General features: G+C 39.8%; 17 protein-coding genes and 1 pseudogene. 14 read left to right on the top strand and 4 right to left on the bottom strand.

The features are described 5' to 3' along the window. The first annotated feature begins 59 nt into the window (after positions 1-59). The 9 genes and pseudogenes from AC2TDL_RS02835 to AC2TDL_RS02795 all read left to right on the top strand — a co-directional run bounded on the left by AC2TDL_RS02835 (position 60) and on the right by AC2TDL_RS02795 (position 8,852). Complete coding sequence (locus tag AC2TDL_RS02835; RefSeq protein ID WP_484698636.1) at positions 60-1,616, top strand: replication initiation and membrane attachment family protein; 1,557 nt, start codon at positions 60-62, stop codon at positions 1,614-1,616. 35 nt (positions 1,617-1,651) lie between these two features. After that, the gene (gene dnaI, locus AC2TDL_RS02830) at positions 1,652-2,629 is read left to right on the top strand and encodes a primosomal protein DnaI (protein WP_484698635.1); all 978 of its coding nucleotides are present in this window, start codon (positions 1,652-1,654) and stop codon (positions 2,627-2,629) included. Positions 2,630-2,752: 123 nt separating this feature from the next. Next, positions 2,753-4,300 (top strand): annotated as a pseudogene (locus AC2TDL_RS02825) (IS1182 family transposase); the annotation flags it as partial. Positions 4,301-4,566: 266 nt separating this feature from the next. Beyond that, positions 4,567-5,070, top strand: a complete 504-nt coding sequence (locus tag AC2TDL_RS02820; RefSeq protein ID WP_484698634.1) for a hypothetical protein — start codon at positions 4,567-4,569, stop codon at positions 5,068-5,070. 180 nt (positions 5,071-5,250) lie between these two features. Next, on the top strand, positions 5,251-5,418 hold the full coding sequence (locus AC2TDL_RS02815) for a hypothetical protein (protein WP_484698632.1): 168 nt from the start codon (positions 5,251-5,253) through the stop codon (positions 5,416-5,418). Between the two features lie 236 nt (positions 5,419-5,654). Continuing rightward, positions 5,655-6,776 carry a sulfate ABC transporter substrate-binding protein gene (locus AC2TDL_RS02810; protein ID WP_484698630.1) on the top strand — a complete coding sequence of 374 codons (1,122 nt, stop codon included), beginning with the start codon at positions 5,655-5,657 and terminating at the stop codon, positions 6,774-6,776. A 35-nt stretch (positions 6,777-6,811) separates the two neighbouring features. Next, a complete protein-coding gene (cysT, locus tag AC2TDL_RS02805) occupies positions 6,812-7,639 on the top strand; it encodes a sulfate ABC transporter permease subunit CysT (RefSeq protein ID WP_484698628.1) in 828 nt (275 codons plus the stop codon). 41 nt (positions 7,640-7,680) lie between these two features. After that, the gene (gene cysW / locus AC2TDL_RS02800; RefSeq protein ID WP_484698627.1) at positions 7,681-8,556 is read left to right on the top strand and encodes a sulfate ABC transporter permease subunit CysW; all 876 of its coding nucleotides are present in this window, start codon (positions 7,681-7,683) and stop codon (positions 8,554-8,556) included. A gap of 110 nt (positions 8,557-8,666) precedes the next feature. After that, complete coding sequence (locus tag AC2TDL_RS02795; protein WP_484698625.1) at positions 8,667-8,852, top strand: YezD family protein; 186 nt, start codon at positions 8,667-8,669, stop codon at positions 8,850-8,852. A 118-nt stretch (positions 8,853-8,970) separates the two neighbouring features. Here AC2TDL_RS02795 and AC2TDL_RS02790 read toward each other — a convergent pair whose 3' ends face one another. Beyond that, positions 8,971-9,114 (bottom strand): YqzM family protein, encoded by a 144-nt coding sequence (locus AC2TDL_RS02790; protein WP_484701012.1) that lies wholly within the window; start codon positions 9,112-9,114, stop codon positions 8,971-8,973. A 165-nt stretch (positions 9,115-9,279) separates the two neighbouring features. On the opposite strand from AC2TDL_RS02790, the gene uvrC reads away from it, so the two are divergent. Next, positions 9,280-11,127, top strand: a complete 1,848-nt coding sequence (gene uvrC, locus AC2TDL_RS02785; protein WP_484698623.1) for an excinuclease ABC subunit UvrC — start codon at positions 9,280-9,282, stop codon at positions 11,125-11,127. Here uvrC and AC2TDL_RS02780 read toward each other — a convergent pair. Then, positions 11,093-12,787: a CPBP family intramembrane glutamic endopeptidase gene (locus tag AC2TDL_RS02780; protein ID WP_484698621.1), complete on the bottom strand. Its 1,695-nt coding sequence runs from the start codon at positions 12,785-12,787 to the stop codon at positions 11,093-11,095. The genes uvrC and AC2TDL_RS02780 overlap by 35 nt on opposite strands. Positions 12,788-12,902: 115 nt before the next feature. Beyond that, positions 12,903-13,799 (bottom strand): LysR family transcriptional regulator, encoded by an 897-nt coding sequence (locus tag AC2TDL_RS02775; RefSeq protein ID WP_484698619.1) that lies wholly within the window; start codon positions 13,797-13,799, stop codon positions 12,903-12,905. Between the two features lie 229 nt (positions 13,800-14,028). On the opposite strand from AC2TDL_RS02775, the gene AC2TDL_RS02770 reads away from it, so the two are divergent. From AC2TDL_RS02770 to sdhB, 3 genes are read left to right on the top strand one after another with little or no spacing between them, the layout of a single operon-like run. After that, a complete protein-coding gene (locus AC2TDL_RS02770; protein WP_484698618.1) occupies positions 14,029-14,700 on the top strand; it encodes a succinate dehydrogenase cytochrome b558 subunit in 672 nt (223 codons plus the stop codon). 23 nt (positions 14,701-14,723) lie between these two features. Continuing rightward, on the top strand, positions 14,724-16,481 hold the full coding sequence (gene sdhA / locus AC2TDL_RS02765) for a succinate dehydrogenase flavoprotein subunit (protein ID WP_484698617.1): 1,758 nt from the start codon (positions 14,724-14,726) through the stop codon (positions 16,479-16,481). A 2-nt stretch (positions 16,482-16,483) separates the two neighbouring features. Next, positions 16,484-17,248, top strand: coding sequence for a succinate dehydrogenase iron-sulfur subunit (gene sdhB, locus AC2TDL_RS02760; RefSeq protein ID WP_484698615.1), 765 nt, complete (start codon positions 16,484-16,486; stop codon positions 17,246-17,248). A 180-nt stretch (positions 17,249-17,428) separates the two neighbouring features. Here the strand turns inward: sdhB and AC2TDL_RS02755 are convergent, their stop codons facing one another. Beyond that, positions 17,429-19,819, bottom strand: coding sequence for a glycoside hydrolase family 2 protein (locus AC2TDL_RS02755; protein ID WP_484698613.1), 2,391 nt, complete (start codon positions 19,817-19,819; stop codon positions 17,429-17,431). A 459-nt stretch (positions 19,820-20,278) separates the two neighbouring features. Between AC2TDL_RS02755 and AC2TDL_RS02750 the strand changes: the two genes are divergently transcribed. Continuing rightward, positions 20,279-22,348 carry a hypothetical protein gene (locus tag AC2TDL_RS02750; RefSeq protein WP_484698612.1) on the top strand — a complete coding sequence of 690 codons (2,070 nt, stop codon included), beginning with the start codon at positions 20,279-20,281 and terminating at the stop codon, positions 22,346-22,348. Positions 22,349-22,395 lie beyond the last annotated feature (47 nt).

The raw sequence follows: 22,395 nt of genomic DNA, 5'->3' as shown, positions 1-22,395 counted from the left end.
AACTAGGGAGATTTATGTTAAAATAGAATGAAGATTGTCAAAAGGATGGAGTCTATTCTATGCGAATCCAGCATTTATTTGAGTTTACAGAGCATCATCGTTTTTATTGTTATCGAGATTTTTCTTTGAGTACAATAGATTACCGTATGCTTGCTTTAATATATAAACCGCTTGTTGGCGCTTTTGCAATATCGCTGTACGAGCAGTTATGTATGATGGTTCCTGATGGAAAGACAGGGTATTCCCCGCTTGAACCTCATCGTCGATTATTGCTCGGACTTGGATTAGCTTTAAATGATAAGAGCCGCAGCTATTTGCTGGAGCAATTTTCTCTGTTGGAGGCAATTGGTTTACTGCAAAGCTCTCGGTTTATGCAAGATGAGCAAAGTGATTTTGTTTATGAGTATGAGCTGTATAGCCCGCTGTCTCCGCAAGAATTTTTTCAAAATACACATTTAACGATGCTTTTACGCGATAAGCTTGGCAAATATGCAGTTATTCATATTCGTGAGCAGCTTCATGCAGCGTTGCCTGAAGAGCTTGCTGATGAGCAAAACTATGAAAAGGAAAATTTATCTGTGCCGTTCTATGATATTTTTAAATTAAATGCATCAGTTATTGATGTGGAGCTTGAGCAGGCTTTAAGTGAGATTGCTCCAGCTCGCAGTAAAGACAATCCAATTCATAGTGTTGCTTTAAAATTTACACATAGCGAATTATTAAATCGATTTCCTCATCATTCGAATAATCGTTATTATGTTGAGCAGATGCGAAATCGCAGGAAGCAGCTTGAAGATATTAATTTCTTGGCGATAAAATATGATCTTTCTGTATCTCAAATTTCTCGTTTGCTAGATGAGGATGGCGTATTCGACGTGACCGGAGAATTAGATTTAGAGCGTTTGGAGCAAAATGCGGTACAGCAATTCCATCAGGATAAAAAGCATGAGGAACAGCGTACATTAAGATTATCTCGTATTGAAATGTTTAGGAAAGATATTGATGAGAATCATCAGCAAGCAGAGGAAATTGATCCGGAAGTAGATGTTGACGAGCAATATTTTTTACCTGTGCCGAAGCAGCTTGAAGGCTTTTGTGATATTAAGCAATATAATGCGTTAATGCGCAATGAACCACATACTCAGTTTCTAAAACGATATTTTCCTGGACAAGTGCCAGATTGGATACTTGATGTATTTGAACGAATAGATTTGCATTATAAGCTTACCCAGCCAGTTATAAACGTTCTTATTCATTATGTTATCGGGATGAATGAAAGTCGTCGAATTACAAAAGGATACTTAGATTCAGTTGCCTCCAACATGCTGATGCAGGGAGTAGACAGCTTTGAAAAGGCTGTTCAATATGTTCGTGAACAAGAGCAACTTGCTCGAGAGCTTGACATGCGTAAAGATGGAATTAATCCAGTTCCTGTAGCTAATGGAGCAAAAAGAAGCAGCAACGGCACACGTGTTAACAATCGAGGACGCAGCGGTAATCGTCAAAAACCAGTTATTCCGATCGTTAGTAATGAACAGGTGGCGGCACCACAAATTACAGCGGAGGAGCTTGCGGAGCTGCGTGAACTAGCTCGCAAATTTGATCAGCAATCATAATTGTGCTAAAGATGCGGAAAATGAGGTGATAAGGAATGGAATCGTTAGGCGATATGTTAAAGGCGTGGCCAAGTGGTGAGCAGATGCTAAAAATGGCGGAGCAAAAGCGCGCTGAGCTTATGCAGGAACCGTTAATTATTAGCTTGCGAGAAAAGTATCCAGCCTTATCGGATGATGCGATCAAAGTTAATTTAAATCGCTTATATCAGTATGTTAGCGAGTATCGTAATTGTAGCCAATGTCCAGGACTTGAACAATGTCCGAATGATTTTACAGGTCATTATACGATGATTCAAGTTGAACAGATGAATGGGGAAGCTCAACTTATTGATAAAAAAGTTGCATGTAAAAAGTTGCGTGCTAAACAGCATGAAATGCAGCTTCGCAATCGTATTCGCAGCTTTCATTTAGACGATAAATTTTTGAAGCGAAACTATTCTGCAGATGAGATTATCGGCAGAGATTTGGAGCGAGCAAAAGCTGTTGGAGAGCTGTTAAAGTATATTAATCGCACGAAAGAGGAAGGGTTATCTTATAGAGGCTTGTACTTAGCAGGAGATTTTGGTGTCGGTAAAACATATTTAATGTGCTTTATGCTGCAGGAGCTTGCAAAGTCAGGATATTCAGGCATTATCGTCTATATGCCAGATTTTGTTGAGGATATTAAGGTGTTAATGCATGAGCCTGCCAAGCTCAAGGAAACGGTTGATTTAATGAAGGAAACAGATTTACTCGTGTTTGATGACATTGGTGCAGAAAACTTAAGTCCTTGGGTTCGTGACCATGTGTTAGGTGCAATTTTAAACTATCGCATGGAGCGCAAGCCGACCTTCTACACATCCAATTACGCTCTATCCGATCTGGAAAGTCATTTTAGCTTTACGAACAAGGATGGAGAAGAGCATCATAAAGGCAAACGATTAATGAATCGTGTTAAGCCTTATGTGGACGAGTTAGTCATTCTCGGAAAAAATAAACGTGGAGAGAGCCTGGGACAAAACCCAGCTAAATGAAAGAAAACTCCTGGTGCTCTACAAAGTAGAATGCCAGGAGTTCATTTTTTACATACAAAAGGAACACTTTCTGTTAAAATTTAAGTATCTCACCCCAAAAATTTCAAAAGAAAGGTGTTCCTTATGTTTAAAGATTATAACATGAATCAATTAGTTTTGCCTCTAAATTTAGAAGTTAAATTAGATAAACATGATATCGCATTTGCCATTCATCATTTGGTCGAAAGTATTCCAGATGAAGCGTTTCGTTCGTTTGTTCGTCGTGACGGTTGTCCAGCCTATCATCCGCGCATGATGCTCAAGATCATTCTATGCGGCTACACTCAATCTGCCTTTTCTGGTCGTAAAATTGAAGCTCTTACGAAAGACAGTATTCGGATGATGTGGTTAGCTCAAGGCTATGAACCTTGCTACCGTACGATTAATCGTTTCCGTGTTCATCCTGTGATGAAAGACTTACTCCGCCAGTGCTTCGTTCAATTTCGCTCGAAGTTAGTGGAAGAAAAGATCATTACCCAAGAAGCGATGTTCATTGATGGAACCAAAATTGAAGCCAATGCGAATAAGTTCACCTTTGTATGGAAAAAAGCCGTGGACAAACATCATGCTCGGCTCATTGAAAAGTCGAATCAACTGTACAACGAGTTATTGGAACAAAAGATCATTCCAGAGCTTGAACATGAGCAAGAACTCTCTACGGAAAACTTACTGGAGATCGCAGAACACCTTGAGCGAGTGGTTGAAAGCTATACAGAAAAGATCGCAGCATCCGAAGATACGAGTGAACGAAAACAATTACGAAGCAAGCGAAAAGCACCAAAACAACTACTCAAGCAAGTCCGTGATTGGATGGAACGAAAAAACATGTACAAGCTTCATCAACAACGATTCGGAAAGCGCAACAGTTATTCCAAAACCGATCCTGATGCAACCTTCATGCGAATGAAAGATGACTACATGAAGAATGGACAATTGAAGCCTGGATACAATGTACAAATTGCAACCGAAGGACAATACACACTGGCTTATGGTATCTATTCCAATCCAACGGACACCAAGACGCTTATTCCTTTTCTTGATGAAATTGAAACCCATTATTTTGACTTGCCTACCTATATCGTAGCGGATGCCGGATATGGAAGTGAGCAAAACTATGAGGATGTGATCACGAAGCGCAAGCGTGTTCCATTAATAAAGTATACGATGTATGAGCGTGAGCAAAAGAGAAAGTCTAAAACCGATCCATTTCAAACAAGTAACTGGCACTATGATGCCGAAAAGGATCGTTATCTTTGTCCAAATGGACAGGAACTAACGTTTCAACGCTATACCATACGCAAAGATAAAGATGGGTTTGAGCGACAATTCAAGATCTATGCTTGTGCGGATTGTACAGGATGTCCTTTCCGATCCTCATGTACGAAAGCACAAGAAGGAAGACACCGACAACTGATGATCAATGCACGTTGGGAACAACAAAAAACCTATGTAAGAGAGCAGCTTTCAGGAGAAAAAACAGGGGAGATCTACCGTCAACGAAAAATTGACGTAGAACCAGTTTTTGGATTCTTGAAGGCTAATTTAGGTTTCACTCGCTTTTCAGTTCGAGGAAAACGGAAAGTTGAGCATGAGATTGGACTTGCCTTAATGGCAGTAAACTTAAGGAAATATGTGCTACGAACGTAGCATAGCATTAGAAAAACAGAGCCTAAAATGAGCAAACGGTGAAATCTTTGAACAGATTTCACCGTTTGCTTGTTTTAAGAGACAAGTTTTGTCCCAGCCTCTTTTTTATTTCTAGACCATAGTCTAGGATAAACCTGTCCCTCAAGTACGGTGTAGCGAATAGAATCTTCTGCTAAAATCAAAATCGTGATAAATGGCGGTTGGAAAAGGCGATGAAGGTTACATAAGTTAAGCAGAAAGGGATTTTGACTATGATGAAGAAAGCAATTATTGGCCCAGTTTTGTTATTAGTCGGGCTATATTTTTTACTTAATCCAGCAGGAAGCATGAGTACAGGTTATATTTTTGCACATTTTTGGCCAACATTGTTTGTAATTCCACTAGGTTTATTTTTTCATTGGTTCTATTTCGGCATGCTTGCTCGTAGAGGAGTTGGCTTGCTTGTACCAGGAGGAATATTGCTCGTTTCAGGTGTGGTATGTCAAATTGCTATGCTGTTCAATAATTGGGGGCAGATGTGGCCAGGATTTATATTAGCAGTGGCAACAGGATTGTTTGAGCTGTATTGGTTTGGTTATCGTGATAAATGGCTGCTCCTACCGATAATTATTTTTACAACTCTATCGTTATTGTTCTTCGCTGTTTACTTCATCGGTAACATCATGAGCGAAGAACTATTCGGTCAACCTATTTTAGCAATCTTGCTTGTTCTAGCAGGGGTTGTTCTAATGATGAGCCGCAAAAAACAGGCATAGAAAAGCTATTATGTAATAAGAAAGCTATGAAAAGTGAGCTGTCCGTAATAATGCATTTTTGGAGCAAGCTAAGCTAATCATTGCTAACAGTGAAGGGAAACAGAATAGAAAGCGCGGCGGTTCGCCTTAAAAGTCTATAAAGCAAATATGCATGGAGTTTCCAGTTAAGGAATAATACGTATGAAAAGCGCCAGCGATCCGCCTTTAACCCCTGCTGCTACCGATAAATCATTGAAGCAGCAGGGGTTAAAAAGCGTGATGGAAGACGTATTATTCCGAAGCATGAATACGGCGATGATACGGAGCACTAAATATCGAAGCGATGTATTGCCAAGCGATATTTGCTGAAGCGTTACAAGCTGTTCAGAGTCAACCCATTGACTAACTGAACAGCTTTTTTATTGCCTGATTTACGCCATTATAAGCAAAAGTTATGAAGGAATTAAAAAAAACTATTGACAAAAGATAGCAATCGTTGTTAATATCTCCACATAACCAACTAATTTGATAGGAATAATTGTTGATGACCAGACAACTGGAGTGAACATTAGCCTATCCCGGAAATTTTTAAGGGGGATTAAGTTATGAAACATTGGTCTTTTCGTTCACTTTTATTAACTACAGTATTCACTCTATTAGTAGGTGTATTAGCTGCTTGCGGAGGAGGTAATGAAGCTGGCAATACTAAATCTGGCAGCAATGCAAACACATCCAATACGCAAACAGAAAATAGTTCAAATTCAGATAATAACTCAGATTCGAAAAAAGAGCCTGTTAAACTATTAAACGTATCTTACGACCCAACGCGAGAGCTTTATGTAGATTTTAATGAAGCTTTTGCAAAATATTGGCTAGAAAAGGAAGGGCAAGAGGTTTCAATTGAGCAATCGCATGGCGGATCTGGTAAGCAAGCTCGTGCTGTTGTTGATGGCTTGGAGGCAGATGTTGTCACTTTAGCACTTGGCTATGATATTGAAGAAATTGTGAACGTTGGATTGATTTCAGAGGATTGGCAATCTCAATTTGAGTTAAATAGCTCGCCATATACATCGACTATCGTTTTTCTAGTCCGTAAAGGCAATCCGAAAAATATTTTGGACTGGGACGATTTAGTAAGAGAAGGAGTGGAAGTTATTACTCCAAATCCGAAAACATCAGGCGGGGCACGTTGGAACTATTTAGCAGCTTGGGGATATGCACTAAAACAAAACAATAACGATGAAGAAGCGGCGAAGCAATTTGTTACTGAACTATTCAAACATGTCCCAGTATTAGATACAGGTGCAAGAGGTTCGACAACAACATTTGTAGAGCGTGAAATTGGTGATGTGCTGCTAGCTTGGGAAAATGAAGCTTATTTATCAATTAATGAGTTAGGCCCAGATAAATTCGATATTGTATATCCTTCATTAAGTATTTTGGCAGAACCGCCAGTTGCGATCGTCGATAAAGTTGTTGATAAACGTGGTACTAGAGAAGTAGCTGAAGCATATTTACAGTATTTATATAGTGATGAAGGTCAAACGATAGCAGGTAAAAACTACTATCGTCCAACTACACCAGCGATATTTGAACAATTCAAGGAGCAATTCCCAGAGCTGGAGCTACTAGAAATTGATAAAGACTTTGGTGGTTGGAAAGTTGCACAAGAAAAGCATTTTGCTGATGGAGGAATATTTGACCAAATCTATACACCAGGAAGCTAATTGCTTCCTGGCTGTATTGAAGGAGTACGAGTTAAATGACAAAACGTTCAATCATTCCAGGTTTTCGACTAACGTTAGGATTATCTCTTTTTTATTTGAGCATTCTCGTATTTATTCCACTAGCCATCATTTTTATTAAATCATTTGAACTTAGCCCTGCTGAGTTTTGGAATACAGTTACGAATCCGCGTGTTGTTGCTTCATATCGCGTAAGTTTAGTAACAGCATTTTGTGCAGCGCTAGTTAACACAGTATTTGGTTTAATCGTTGCTTGGGTGCTTGTTCGTTATTCATTCCCAGGCAAGAAGCTGTTAGATGCCCTCGTTGATATTCCTTTTGCCCTGCCAACTGCGGTTGCGGGTATTGCGTTGACAGCATTGTACGCAAAAAATGGTTGGATTGGCTCGTGGCTTGAACCGCTTGGCATAAAAGTAGCTTATTCACCTTTAGGGATTATCATTGCATTAACCTTTATTGGTATTCCGTTCGTTGTTCGTACGGTACAGCCTGTAATTGAAGATTTGGAAAAAGATATTGAAGAAGCAGCGGTAATGCTGGGAGCATATCGCTTTCGCACCTTTTTTCAGGTCATATTACCAACCTTATATCCTGCCCTGCTGACTGGTTTTACACTTGCTTTTGCGCGAGGAATTGGCGAGTATGGCTCTGTTGTTTTTATTAGTGGCAATATGCCATTAAAGACGGAAATTTCACCGCTGCTAATTATGACTAAACTGGAGCAATACGATTACGCTGGAGCAACTGCTATAGCTGCAGTAATGTTAATTGTCTCCTTTATATTATTGCTGCTTATCAATTTGCTGCAATGGCGAATGAATCGGCGAATGACTGCGAACTCCTAAGGGGATAGCTTGGAGCAAGGATCATTAAAGGGGGAATTTTCATGGCTGGAGTTGTTAGCTATCGTAGCTCAGGACGCGTTGAGGCGCGTGAGAAGCATATTACGGAAGCACCTGTCATACGCTGGTTATTAATTGGTATTGCGGTGTTGTTCATTACATTAATGATTATTTTGCCGCTTGCTCAAGTAATTGTCGAGGCGTTAAAAAAGGGAGCCGATGTTTATTTTGCCGCTATTTCACACAGTGATGCACTAGCAGCACTAAGGTTAACGTTAATTACTGCACTAATCGTAGTACCGTTAAATGCTATATTTGGTTTGTTAGTAGCTTGGGCAGTATCGAAATTTAAATTTCGCGGCAAACAAGTACTGCTCACATTAATTGATCTTCCGTTTGCTGTATCACCTGTTATTGCGGGGCTTGTCTTTGTTCTGTTGTTCGGAGCGCAAGGATATTTAGGTCCATGGCTGGCAGATCATGATATTAAAATTATTTTTGCAGTACCTGGCATTATTATTGCAACATTATTTATTACTGTGCCATTTGTCGCACGAGAAATTATTCCACTTATGCAGCAGCAAGGCATTACTGAAGAGGAAGCGGCTGTAAGTCTCGGAGCAAAAGGCTTCCAAGTGTTTTGGCGAGTAACATTGCCGAATATTAAATGGGGCTTACTCTACGGAATTATTTTATGTAATGCTCGGGCGATGGGGGAATTCGGTGCTGTTTCTGTCGTTTCTGGACATATCCGTGGCAGAACTAATACTCTTCCTTTGCATGTTGAAATTTTATACAATGAGTATCAATTTTCTGCTGCCTTTGCAATAGCTTCACTATTAATGCTGCTTGCAATATTTACTTTGATTGTTAAAGCAATTGTGGAGTGGAAGGAGCAGCGTCAAGTAAAAGAACCGTAAGTTTACGATAGGATTCGCAGTTAAAGTGAGGGCTTACGAAGTGCTTTTTATGTACAGAGAAGCAATTACAAGTAAGTCTCACATAAAAAGTTTGAGGAGGATTGATGATTATGACGAAAGAGACAGATGCAATATGGCAGCAACGAATTGCACAGCAGCTTAAAGGTTTGCAATATGGTCAAGTGGTTGTGACCGTGCATGATGGTCAAATTGTGCAAATTGACCGTATGGAGCGTACTCGTTATCCATTAACCTCCGCAATTCATTCTAACAAGAAAGAAGCTGCTGAGGGCTAAGATAAGTATTGTCATTATATAATATTGTTTCAATTGAATAGTCCTGTTCAAACAAAAATCCCGCTGTTTTCATTGAAAGCAGCGGGATTTTTGTTGCCCTCTCAAAAAAGCATTACGCTTACATTAATGCTTTTATAACGACAGCGGCAACGAACACAACGGTCATGAAGCCAAACATAGCACCAAAGCCAACCATAACGTCTTTAAGATCGTCGCGTGGCTCTTCGTTAATATGTTGGCGTGGATCGCGAACATTTTCCATTTTATAGTCCTCCTTGACAAGACCAATTGCTTTACCTAGTATACCCAATATTTTGCTAAATTGTAAAGGTAGTTGAGCGATATTCTGTATTTTAAGGGAGCAAATTTATAAAAAAAATATGCTACAATATGAAATACAGTATTACAGTACAGAGGAGGAAGAGTCGTGTCATCCTTTCAGGACAGTCAAACAGATGCTACTGTAAAAGAGCATATTCGCAATAAGCTTGCGCTTCTTCCTGATCGCCCAGGCTGTTATTTAATGAAAAACAGTGAAGGTACTGTCATCTATGTAGGTAAAGCTAAGATACTAAAAAATCGCGTTCGCTCTTATTTTACGGGCAGTCATAATGCAAAAACACAAAAACTTGTTAGTGAAATTGCTGATTTTGAATTCATTATTACTGATAGCAATGTTGAAGCTTTAATATTAGAGTGTAATTTAATAAAAAAATATTACCCGTATTATAATGTTTTGCTGAAAGACGACAAGACCTTTCCTTATATTAAAATAACAAGCGAGAAGCATCCACGCTTAGAAATTACGCGGCGAGTAACAAAGGATAAGGGGAAATATTTTGGTCCTTATCCAAATGCTTATGCAGCACAGCAAACGAAAAAGCTGCTCGACAAGCTTTATCCGCTTCGTAAATGTGATAAGCTGCCAGATAAAGTGTGCCTATATTATCATTTAGGACAATGTGTAGCCCCTTGTGAGTTTCCTGTAGAGCAGGAGCAATATGATGAGATGATTACAGAGATTACTCGTTTCTTAAATGGCGGTGAGGATTCTGTACTGCAAGAGTTACAGCGCAAAATGGAGCTTGCTGCGGAAAATCTCGAATTTGAAAAAGCGAAGGAATATCGCGATCAAATTATTGCCATCGATACGATAATGCAAAAGCAAAAGATTACACTTAACGATGCACTTGATCGCGATATTTTTGGTTATGCCGTAGATAAAGGTTGGATGAGTGTACAAATTATGTATATGCGCCAAGGCAAGCTGATTGAGCGGAAAGGCACTTCTTTTCCTTATTTTGGCGAGGAATACGATGATTTTATGAGCTTTGTCACTCAATATTATAGCGACAATCCAGCCCTACCAAAGCAAATACTGTTGCCAATGCCGCATGAAGGTAGCAGCATGAGCGGAGAAGAAATTGCTGCTTCGCTGCAGGAGTGGCTTAAAGTGAAAGTTATTATTCCACAGCGCGGGCAAAAAAGTGAAATAGTTTCAATGGCTATCCAAAATGCGAAAAATGCACTTGATGAAAAGTTTAAACTGATTGAGCGTGAGCAGGAGCGCAGTGTAATCGCAGCTCGCAATTTAGGTAAAGCGCTTGGCATCGAGCACTTGCATCGGATCGAGGCGTTTGATAACTCAAATATTCAAGGAACGAATCCTGTATCTGCAATGGTTGTGTTTGACGATGGTAAACCAAACCGAAAGCAGTATCGTAAATTTAAGGTTAAAGGAATCGAAGGTCCTGATGATTACGGCACAATGCGTGAAGTGATTAGACGCCGCTATGAGCGGGTGCTGAAGGAAGGATTGCCGCTGCCTGACCTTATCATTGTCGATGGAGGAAAGGGGCAAATTAGTGCCGCACAAGAAATTTTACAGGATGAGTTGAACTTATATATTCCAGTATGCGGTTTAGTGAAGGATGAAAAGCATCGCACGGCAGAGCTGATGAGCGGTGATCCGCCTGAAATTGTGCCGCTTGCTCGAGATAGTCAAGAATTTTACTTGCTGCAGCGTATTCAGGACGAAGTACACCGCTTTGCGATTACATTCCATCGTCAGCAGCGAGCGAAGTCAATGGTAGAATCGAAGCTTGATGCTATTCCAGGGATAGGCGAGAAGCGGCGAAAAATGTTGCTTAAGCACTTTGGCTCATTGAAAAAAATAAAAGAGGCTGAAGTTGCTGACTTCAAGCCTCTTGGAATCGGTGATAAACTAGCAACGACGATACTTACGGCGTTGCGTGAGGATACTGAGGACGATTAAAGTTCTCAGTATCTTTTTTTCTATGAACAACCTTATGCAGCCAGCGAATCACTAGAGCGATAAGGAAAGGTAGAAAAATAAAGATCCAACCTGAAATAACATCGAACGTTTCTCCATAGAAAATTAGCGACATACTCATTAAAATTGTATCAAATGTTGCATGGACAAAGATACCTGCAATAAAGCCAAAGCGAATCATTACCCATGTAAAGAAGTATCCGATGATGATTAATTCAATAACACGCGTGCTTGAAGGATAGAATGGATACAGCGTATGTCCTGCTGCCCAAACGATAGTTGGAATAAGTGCTGCAAGCCATGTATTTTTAAACCAGCGACGTAAAATACCTACTCCAAAGAAACGGTAAACGACTTCTTCGCTAATTGCCGCAAACCAAGCGGCTGCTGGGTAAAACCACATGTAATCAAAATTAAGAATTGACTGCGATGTATCATTTGCAGTCCATGTCCCAATTACAAGCGAAAGCGCTAGAAAAATGACACCTTGCAGTCCTAAACCAATGACAGCTAGTAAATATCCAAGTTTCATTGAATTCCACACATGCTGACCATAATCGTTATCTCTAAATCTTGGCCATAATCTAAACCCTTGTACCTTCCACAAACCATCACCAGCGACAAAGGAGAAATAATAGCCTACTGCACCCGCAATTAAGCTAACTGCAGTAATAAAAACGAAAAATACTTTAATAGCAGGTTCCGCTACAGATAACATTTCACCTTCAAGTCCGAACTGAGACTTAAACATAGCAATATTAAGCACTAATGAAATGATCGTCGCGATAGCAGTTAGCCATGCCCCATACTTAAATGAAGTATATTTGCGGTAAAGAATTGCATAAACGATCGCAAGTATTCCTAATACAAACGTAAATAGAAAATAAACAGCGTACGTCCAAATCGTGGCATATAAATCTTGACGATCAACAAGCTTCAAATAATCTGAAGGGACATCAAAGGTCGGTTTAAGTGTACTTACAATTAACTTATCGTTATATTGGATTACAGCCGTATCATATTGGAAGATAGCATCCTTAATTTTCAAATGATCGTTAGTGACATAATAGCCGACTTTTACATCAGCCGATCTATTCATTGCACTTAATCCTTCTGCTTCATCAATACGGTTATATGCTTGAATATGTGTGCCTTGATCGATTGGAAAACCAAATTTGCTAAGGGCAGCCTCAATTTCACGATAGGAGTCTGTTTGTTCAGCCACGGTACCGTCTAAATTAAATTCCCAACCAATAATGTTGCCGCTATATAAATTCATATAGACGCTGCCGAGTATTTTATTAGGAAATAGAAGATTGACTCGATATTGGTCAATTGGCAAAAATTTATCAATTTTATCCTGATGTTCTTTCCCAAGTTCATATTTAGCTAGGTAGCCTGTATAATCTTTGTCAGAATAATGATAGGCTTCTGCCTTTATAACTTTAAGCCCAGTTTGCTGCTCGGCAAATTGCGTAGCTTGCTCTATCGCCACTTGCTTGCTTAACGGACGTTGCTCACTTGTTGTTCCACTATATTCTAAGCTGGAAAAAATTTCGATAACGACATACACGATTGCAGCTACAATTGCCAGTACAATTAATGTAGTCCAAGTTTTACGTGATATGTTGAGATTGTTCATACTCCACCTCTTTACAAAATGTGCTTCTAGTATACCGTACGCTAAATAGGGTTACAATGAATAGTCAAGCAACGGTAACATTAATTACCATTATAATAGCTATTATATGGTATATTTACGATTTACTTCGGTAATACGTTGCAATTCTTTGGATGCAATCACGTACAGCTTCATCTAGTGTATTCGGATCAGCATGAATTAATGATGTTGTACGTTTAGTAGCTTCGAGCTGTGGGATATGACAGATGACTAAATCATTATCAACTAATAGTTGCGGACGCAAGTAAGACTTCGGCAGCAGTGCTCCAGCACGGAATGTATGAAGCAACCTTAAAATAGCTTCAAAGGAGTCGATTTCCATACATATTTCTGGAGTAAGCTGATAAGCTTCAAACAGCTCATCTGTTAGTAGACGATACCAGGTCCCTTTTGTAAATAAGATCATCGGCATATTATTTAAATCCTGGATTTGAAAAATACGCTCTTCATCCTGAATTACTGTACGTGGCAACGCTAAAATAAGGTGATCGTCAAATAATGGTGTACAATGTACATATGGATCATCGAGCCGTGAAGCGATGACTGCCAAATCAACTTTATGTTCTTTGACAAAAGTAACAACTTCATGGGTCTTTCCCGTAACTGCCTTAATATCGATTTCTGGATGAGTTTTCCGCAGTAATGCGATAAGATCAGGCAAAGTTGACTGCAAAGTTGTAAGGCTGGCACCGATCGTTAATTGGCTGCGACCTGTTTCTTTAAACTCTTCTACGGTCTGTAAAAATTGCTTATACAATTTTTCAGCTGCAATCGTGTACTCATAAGTAAGTTGACCGATACGGGTTAGCTGGAGTCGCTTACCAACACGACGGAATAAAGGGGCACCGATTTCCACCTCAAGCTTGGCAATTTTGCGAGACAATGCGGGCTGTGATAAATTTAAGACTTGTGCAGCTTTATTCATGCTTGAATGTTCAACAATTCCTTTAAATATAAAGAATTCCTCGTTCATAGTATCTCCTTATGCAAAATTGTTATAAGTATTAATAATAAATATGCAATTCCATTATAAGCGAAAAAGGAGTAGGATAAAACTATGGCAGAAATGTGTCACTTCATGCTTGTCAGATCATTGAACGAACGTTGACGAGCCAAGACACGTGGGGTAAAATTTGCTATGGTTTGAAAACGATAAGCAAACTTTAGTAAGCACTTACAGATTGAAAGGAGAAAACTAAAAAATGAAGGGAAATAGCTATTTCTCTCGCAAGCTGCACTCACTGCTCGGTATTCTTCCGCTAGGTATGTTTTTTGTTGTGCATGCTTTGACGAATTTCCAGGCTTTTGAGCGTGGACCTGAAGGATTTCAAAAAGGGGTAAACTTTATTAATGGCTTGCCGCTATTGACGGTTTTGGAATTTGTAATGATCTACATACCGCTGTTGTTCCATGGCGTATACGGTCTGTATGTGGCATATCAATCTAATTCCAATCTAGGTCGATTTAAATATGGCCGTAACTGGGCATTCACAGCGCAACGAGTGACTGGTGTAATTACATTTGTTTTTGTCTTTTGGCATGTATATGAAACTCGTTTTCAAGTTTTCCTTGGCAATACTTCACATGAAGAGCTTGGCTTAACGATGCATGAAATTGCGACAAACCCGATCATTTTTACTCTTTATATTATCGGTGTGCTTGCAGCAGCTTTCCATTTTGCCAACGGTTTTTGGGCTTTTTTAATCAGTTGGGGAATTACAGTTGGCGAACGTGCTCAACGCGTATCTTCTAAAATCTGTATGGGCATTTTCGTAGTAATTTCACTATTGTTTATTTTATCGCTTGTTGCATTTAGAAGTGACGAATTTAAAGAAGTAGCAGATGCCGCATTGGCATTACGCTCAATGCTTTAGTATAAAACAAGGAGCGATTAATAATGGCTAAAAATAAAATTATTGTCGTCGGTGGTGGACTGGCTGGTCTGATGGCAACTGTAAAAGCAGCAGAAGCTGGTACACAAGTTGACTTGTTTTCTCTTGTTCCCGTGAAGCGTTCACACTCCGTGTGCGCCCAAGGTGGTATTAATGGGGCAGTAAACACAAAGGGTGAAGGCGACTCACCATGGGAGCATTTTGATGATACAGTATATGGTGGCGACTTTCTTGCTAACCAACCTCCAGTAAAAGCGATGTGCGAAGCTGCGCCAGGAATCATCCATTTGATGGACCGTATGGGCGTTATGTTTAACCGTACTCCAGAGGGGCTACTAGACTTCCGCCGTTTCGGTGGTACGAAGCATCATCGTACAGCATTTGCCGGTGCAACAACGGGGCAGCAGTTATTGTATGCGCTTGATGAACAAGCACGCCGCTGGGAAGCAGCTGGTCTCGTTACCAAATATGAACATTGGGAATTTCTTGGTGTAGTACTTGATGATGATGGCGTATGTCGCGGTATCGTTGCTCAAAACTTGCGTTCAATGGAAATTCAAACGTTCCGCAGCGATGCAGTTATTCTTGCGACAGGCGGACCTGGTATCATCTTTGGTAAAACGACAAACTCTGTTATCAATACTGGTACTGCAGCAAGTGCTGCATATCAGCAAGGTGTTAAATACGCAAATGGCGAATTTATCCAAATTCATCCAACTGCAATTCCAGGCGATGACAAATTACGTCTAATGAGTGAATCCGCACGCGGTGAAGGTGGACGTATTTGGACATATAAAGATGGTAAGCCTTGGTACTTCCTTGAGGAAAAATACCCTGCTTACGGAAACCTAGTTCCACGTGATATTGCAACACGTGAAATTTTCCATGTTTGCGTTGACTTGAAGCTTGGTATTAACCAAGAAAACATGGTTTACTTGGATCTTTCTCATAAAGACCCGAAAGAGCTTGATGTAAAACTTGGCGGTATTATTGAAATCTATGAGAAGTTTATGGGCGATGATCCACGTAAAATTCCGATGAAAATTTTCCCTGCCGTACATTACTCAATGGGCGGTATGTGGGTTGATTACAACCAAATGACCAATATTCCTGGTCTATTCGCCGCTGGTGAGTGCGACTATCAATATCATGGTGCGAACCGTCTAGGTGCCAACTCCTTGCTATCTGCAATCTATGGTGGTATGGTAGCTGGACCAAAAGCGGTTGAATACATTAAAGGCTTAAGCAAATCTGCTGAAGACATTGCTTCTTCAGTTTATGATCGTTATGTGCGTGAGCAACAAGCAAAATATGAGCGTATCCTAAAAATGGACGGCACAGAAAATGCTTATATGCTTCACAAAGAGCTTGGTGAATGGATGACGAACAATATGACAGTTGTTCGCTTCAATGATAAATTGCAGCAAACGATTGACAAAATTAAGGAGCTAAAACAACGCTATCAAAACATTAACATTAATGACACAGCACAATGGAATAACGCTGGTGTAGCATTTACTCGTCAACTTTGGAATATGTTAGAGCTTTCTGAAGCAATGACTTTAGGTGCATTAATGCGTAATGAATCTCGCGGTGCACATTATAAGCCAGAGTTCCCTGAGCGTGACGATAAAAACTTCTTAAAGACAACAATCGCTGATTGGACACCAGAAGGTCCAAAAATTTCTTATGAGGATGTTGACGTTAGCTTAATTCCGCCTCGTAAACGTGACTACACATCAGATAAAAAGAAAGGAGAATAAGTATGGCTGAAGCAACTGTTGCTAGCAAAACGGTTACTTTAATAATTTCGCGACAAGATAAACCAGACTCACAGCCTTACAAGGAAACGTTCAGCATTCCTTATCGCCCTAATATGAACGTAATTAGTGCTTTAATGGAAATTCAGCGCAATCCAGTTACTGCTGAAGGCAAAAAAACAACGCCTGTAGTCTGGGAATCTAACTGCTTGGAAGAAGTTTGCGGTGCTTGTTCAATGGTGATTAACGGTAAGCCGCGTCAAGCATGCAGTGCACTTATCGATAAACTTGAACAGCCAATACGTATTGAACCAATGCGCACGTTCCCAGTTGTTCGTGACCTTGTTATTGATCGTCAGCGTATGTTCAATGCCTTGAAACGTGTAAAAGCGTGGATTCCAATTGACGGTACGTATGATTTGGGACCAGGTCCGCGTATGGCTGAATCAAAACGTCAATGGGCATATGAGCTGTCTAAATGTATGACTTGCGGTGTATGTCTAGAGGCTTGCCCGAATGTAAATGAGCGCAACAGCTTCATTGGACCTGCTGCCATTTCACAAGTACGTTTGTTTAATGCTCATCCAACTGGTGAAATGAACAAGGAAGAACGTCTTGAAGAGTTAATGAAAGATGGCGGTATTGAAGGTTGCGGTAACTCACAAAACTGTGTTCGCTCTTGTCCGAAAGGAATTCCGTTAACTACTTCAATCGCTGCAATGAATCGTGATACAACGAAGTTATTATTTAAAAAATGGTTAGGTATGTAACAATAAATCTATACTAATCAAGCAACTATTAACTTTGACGTCAGAGTAATTACGACTCTGACGTCTTTTTTGTCAGTTAATAATGATAATCATTATCAGTAATAGTTTACATAATAGATGAGCCAATGTCAATCCTAATTGTCATTGGCTCTGAAAATTAAGTATCATTTAATGCATGCCTTACTCGAAAATTGGTAACAAACTAACAGATTGTAAAGTTACTATTTCATCATTTTGCTTACCTTCGAACATTAATTGAACTGTAACGTTTGTAACACCAACATGTTCAAGCATAAATGGCAGTCGAATAATTCCATTTTGAGCAAAGCTTAAACTTACTCCACCGTTTGGTAAATGTGCTGATTTTAACTCAACGGTTCCAGCTACCGGAGACTGCTCGCTTTGCAATTCCAGCTCCAGCATATAGTTTCCTGCTAGTAGATCAAAGGCAACTTGCTTAAGCTGTATTTTTTCTTGTTCGTTTAGTGAAAGCTGCAATCCTTGGTTTATATTCGTAATAACTTCATTAGCAGGGCGAGTGCTAATAACTTGCCATTCCTCGATCCCTCGTTCAAAGTTAGGGTTTAAAATTCGATTAGCGCCTTTCAGGGTTGCTTCCTGATAATAGTAATAAACAAGTTTAGGTGTGAGATTGTTCCAGTCTACAAGCCCCATTGATGATAATCGCTGAGCATCATTTTTCGTATAATCCATTTTGCTTCGATAATCCTTCATACTCCAAAAAACATAGCCAGATGTAAACGGTGCTGAAACGGTGACGTCCCAATGCGCAGCAAAGTTGCCAGCATGCCATTGCTGACGCGAACGATCGCCTAACGTAGACCAGGTGCCGTTTTCTGTTAAAATAATCGGTTTGCTTGGGTAGCGCTCATGAATTTCATTTAGCTTATTTCGGTATTCAGCAGCGCCATAATCAGTCGCATCTCCGCCATGAAAACCATAATATTCGTTTAAGCTAATAATATCAGCTGCCGACATGGACATATCAACAGGGTAATGTTGCGAATTTGAAGCGTAGGTAACAGGTCGCTGCTTAGGGTCGACTAGTCGGATAGCATCTCGCATATCATTAAACCAAGCAAGATGTGTCGTATTATTTGGCGTATTTTCATTTGCCACACTCCAAATAACTACAGACGGATGGTTTATTTGATTCCATGCCATGGCGATCGCTTTTTCACGCGATAACCCTTTTTCATGAAGCTGATGGCCAATCGCTTGTTCACTTAGCCAGTAGTTTTCGATTTCATCCATTACATAAATGCCAATGTTATCTGCATATTCATAGGCGTAAGGATGGCGATTGTAATGAGAATTACGAAGCAAATTGGCATTAGCGTTTTTTGCAACGTTTATTTCCGCCTCATATTCTTTTGGTGATAGGGAGCGTCCAGATTGCTTATTTTCCTCATGCCAGTTAACTCCTTTAAACCATTCCTGCTCGCCATTAATGAGTATTTTTGTTTTGTTAATTTCAATATCAATTGCGCCATAGGTTGTTTTTAATCTATCCCCATCAGATATTTCTGCAATTAATGTATATAGCTTAGGATTATCCGTAGACCAAGCTTGGATAGAAGGAGCAGCAAATTCGAAGGAAACGACTTTAACTTGATCGGCTGCAATTGTTACACTCTTGCTTTGCGCCGCTACTTGTTCAACGCCAGCATCAACTAGCAAATCTACAGTTTGCTCTGAATGACTGTAATTTAATAAAACAGCATAAGCCTCAATCTTTCCTTGTAATGGTGAAGCGTTAACGATCACTTTCGAGATCGTAAGAGGAAGGGTAGCTTCCAAATAAATATCTCTTGTAATTCCTGAGTAATCCCACCAGTCAAAGCCGCCTGCCGGTAATGCGCCATTATCTTGATGATCATGAGCTGGTCGTACGATTTCAATCGCAATTAAATTGTCCGCGCCAAACTGAAGATAAGGGGTAACGTTAAATGAGAAAGCCGTCATGCCCCCTTCATTGGAGCCAATTAGCGTGTCATTAACATAAATGTTTGCTAGATAACCCATGCCTAACGAGTTAAGCTTAACAAATTTATCGCTCCAGCTCTCATCAACAAAAATTGATTTTCTAAACCAAAATGAGCCGAATTTATATTGATATTTTCCATCATCATAAGCAAGATCAAGGCTAGCAGGAACGGGCTGCACAGACCAAGCTTTGTCATCATAGTTTTTTGCATAACATGCAGGCTCGTCAGCAGCTGTGGCAGCACAGTTTATTTCCTGTTCATAGGCAAACTTCCAATCCCCGTTTAACGAGATATATTCTCGTCTGTCTTCGTCTAATTTCCATGTAGAGAATTCGGGTATTGGAAATCCGTTATCATAGGCAACATAAACTCCATCATGTTCGATAAGATGGACTTTATTTTCCGCCACTAATGTTTTCGCAGCACTTGTTTTCATATTTAGCTCCTCAGAATTTGAATTTATGGATTGATTTGTTTTTGAATTCAAAATCATCGCTATAGCCAATAAACTAATAACACCGCAAACAACAACGGCCAGCATTACTTTTTTTTGGATTGACATTCTACCAAGTCCTCTAAGTTAATAGTGAAGCAAAATGAAACCAGTTTCATAAATAAAAATAATAAAGCATCAAAATTAGGGGTTAGATGAATAGTTGCTAGGGGAACTGGATTAATAAAACGCTTTCATGCTTAATAAAAATAATATACTCAATTTTGCTCGTTTATGTCAATTTATTCTAATAATTAAAATCGCGTATTGACATGGAATATTATGACAGAGTAGAATGGCAGTGATTAGGGGATTTTCTATTTTTATATTTTTTCAAAGAAATGAAACCCGTTTCATGAAACAGGTTACATGTTCATTTAGGAAATTTGGGGGACTGATGCAAGAATGACGAATGAGAGGAGGATGGGAGCAATAACTTTTATATTAAAGCAAATTTGTAAGCGCTTATATTTATAGCTTAGCAGTCGTTGTTTTGAAATTAATGTTGAATATAGGAGGAATCAGGTTATGTTAGGTAGACCGAAAAAAGCATTTTTGTTGTTAACAATATTTATGCTTCTAAGTACTTTGATTGCAGCATGTACGAAGTCTGACTCAAACAATACCCCGACAAACAGCGCAACACCATCTCCTATTGCTACGAACGATAATAACGAAACAACAAAAGGAGAGCCAATTGTCATTAAATTTGGTACGCACTGGCAACAAGGGGATGACCCAAACTGGACGGATCCAGTAACTGGCGAACCAGGAATGGCTCCTGATCAACTGGCAGCGAGAAAAGCTGCTGAAGAAGCAGTGTTAAGCCAGCTAAACGTTAAAGTAGAATGGGTGCAATACCCGGAAGATGTTCGTGAAACATTGTTGAAATCAGTTCTTGCGAATGACCCTATTGTTGATATTGCCCTGTTATGGGGAGGCTCACAAGGTACATTGCTTGGACAAAACATTTTCCAGCCGCTTGATGAGTATGCAGATATTTTCAGTGATCCTGATGATTCATGGATGTTTGGTAATCAAATGTTCGGTGCAGTGTACTTCTTAAACTATGAACTGCCATTTGTTTCTACTTGGCCGCTTGTATATAACATTGATTATCTGGATCAAGTTGATGCTTTGAAAGAAAATGGTCAAACTGTCTATCCTCATGATCTTTGGAAAAGAGGCGAGTGGACTTGGTCAAAATTTGAAGATTACTTAACAAAGGTCAATGAGTACTATGCGAACAAAATGTCTCCAGTTCGGACAGATGTGCCTATTAAAGCTTTCCAAACGGACTATCGTCAAACTGCGTATCAAGCCATTCATTCTAACGGCGGAGCAGTTTATGGTGCAAATGGTTTAACTGCAGATTCCCAAGAGGCGAAGGAAGCGATTGAATATATAGACCGATTAATGAGCAAAGGTTTAATGTTCTCTGCTCGCTATAGTGACGATTCACCTACACCAGGCTGGACTTGGAATGGCAGTGACTTTGGCAATGGTGAAACCGTATTCACAAATATGGAGCCTTGGTTGTCAGGCGGGGCTGGTCAATCACTTGCTTCTCGCGGTGAATCAATGGGCGTAGTGCCTTTCCCTAGAGCTGACCGGCTAGCAGCTGATGATGCTGCTTATCAACAAGTGGTTGCACCTGGTAACCAAATGGCAGTACTAAAAGGTATAGATCAAGAACGTACTAGACTTGCCCTTGAAGCTTATCGAATTTATTGGTCAACCGTTTATAAAACTTTAGCTAATAGTGATAAAGCGTTAGATTATTTAGCAAGACAAGCAAAAAGCTCAGCACTTAGCTACGGTTTCGATGTAACAAATGAAACATATGGTGAAGCGGTAATGGAAGCATTTATGGCACTATCCGCAGATCCAGTGCCAAATGAGTTTGCAACGATTCTATCGTGGGCACCAATTTGGGAAGAAGAAATAATGGGTAGTTCGATTTATGGCTTAAATGGTACACCTAAATATGCAGCAGCTATTGATGCAAATAAAAATCGAATTGTTGATGCAATGAGCGCTACTGAAAATGCATTAAAGGCAAGTGCGCCAGTAGATAATATGCCTCCTTCCTTCTCAGAAACAGGTGTGCCAATTGCTGTAGCAGCAGGCACTGATCCGTCAACGATAGATTGGAATCAATTTGTTACTGCGAAAGACGGGGTGGACGGCGATATTCCATTTGATAAAGTTGTAGTCGATACGAGTGCGATCGATTTTGCATCCGTAGCTAAATATGATGGTGGTTTGTCTCTTTCCGTTAAAGACAACGCAGGCAATGAAACAAATAAAAAATATTCTGTTATCGTTTACGATCCAAATCATACAACGGCTCCTACATTGACAGCTAAAGAAGAATATCGTGCTGTAAACGTAGATGAAGATGCAGCAGCAATTAATTGGGCAGATGATTTCATCGAATCAGCGGTTGATAAAGACGGTTTTGATCTGAAAAAGAATATTACTGCTGATATTAGTGAGCTAGATGTTACAACTCCTGGCGAATATGATGTGGTTATTACCGTAACAGACTTTGTCGGCAACACTGCAGATTTAACGCTCAAAGTTAAAGTTGAGTAATTCATTTTGACGATAACGACACTTCGTAATTTACACGGAGGTTAATG

The organism is Paenibacillus sp. plas6 (assembly GCF_057221655.1).
Note: the sequence above shows the minus strand (reverse complement) of the source record. Positions and strands in the feature narration are given on the sequence as shown.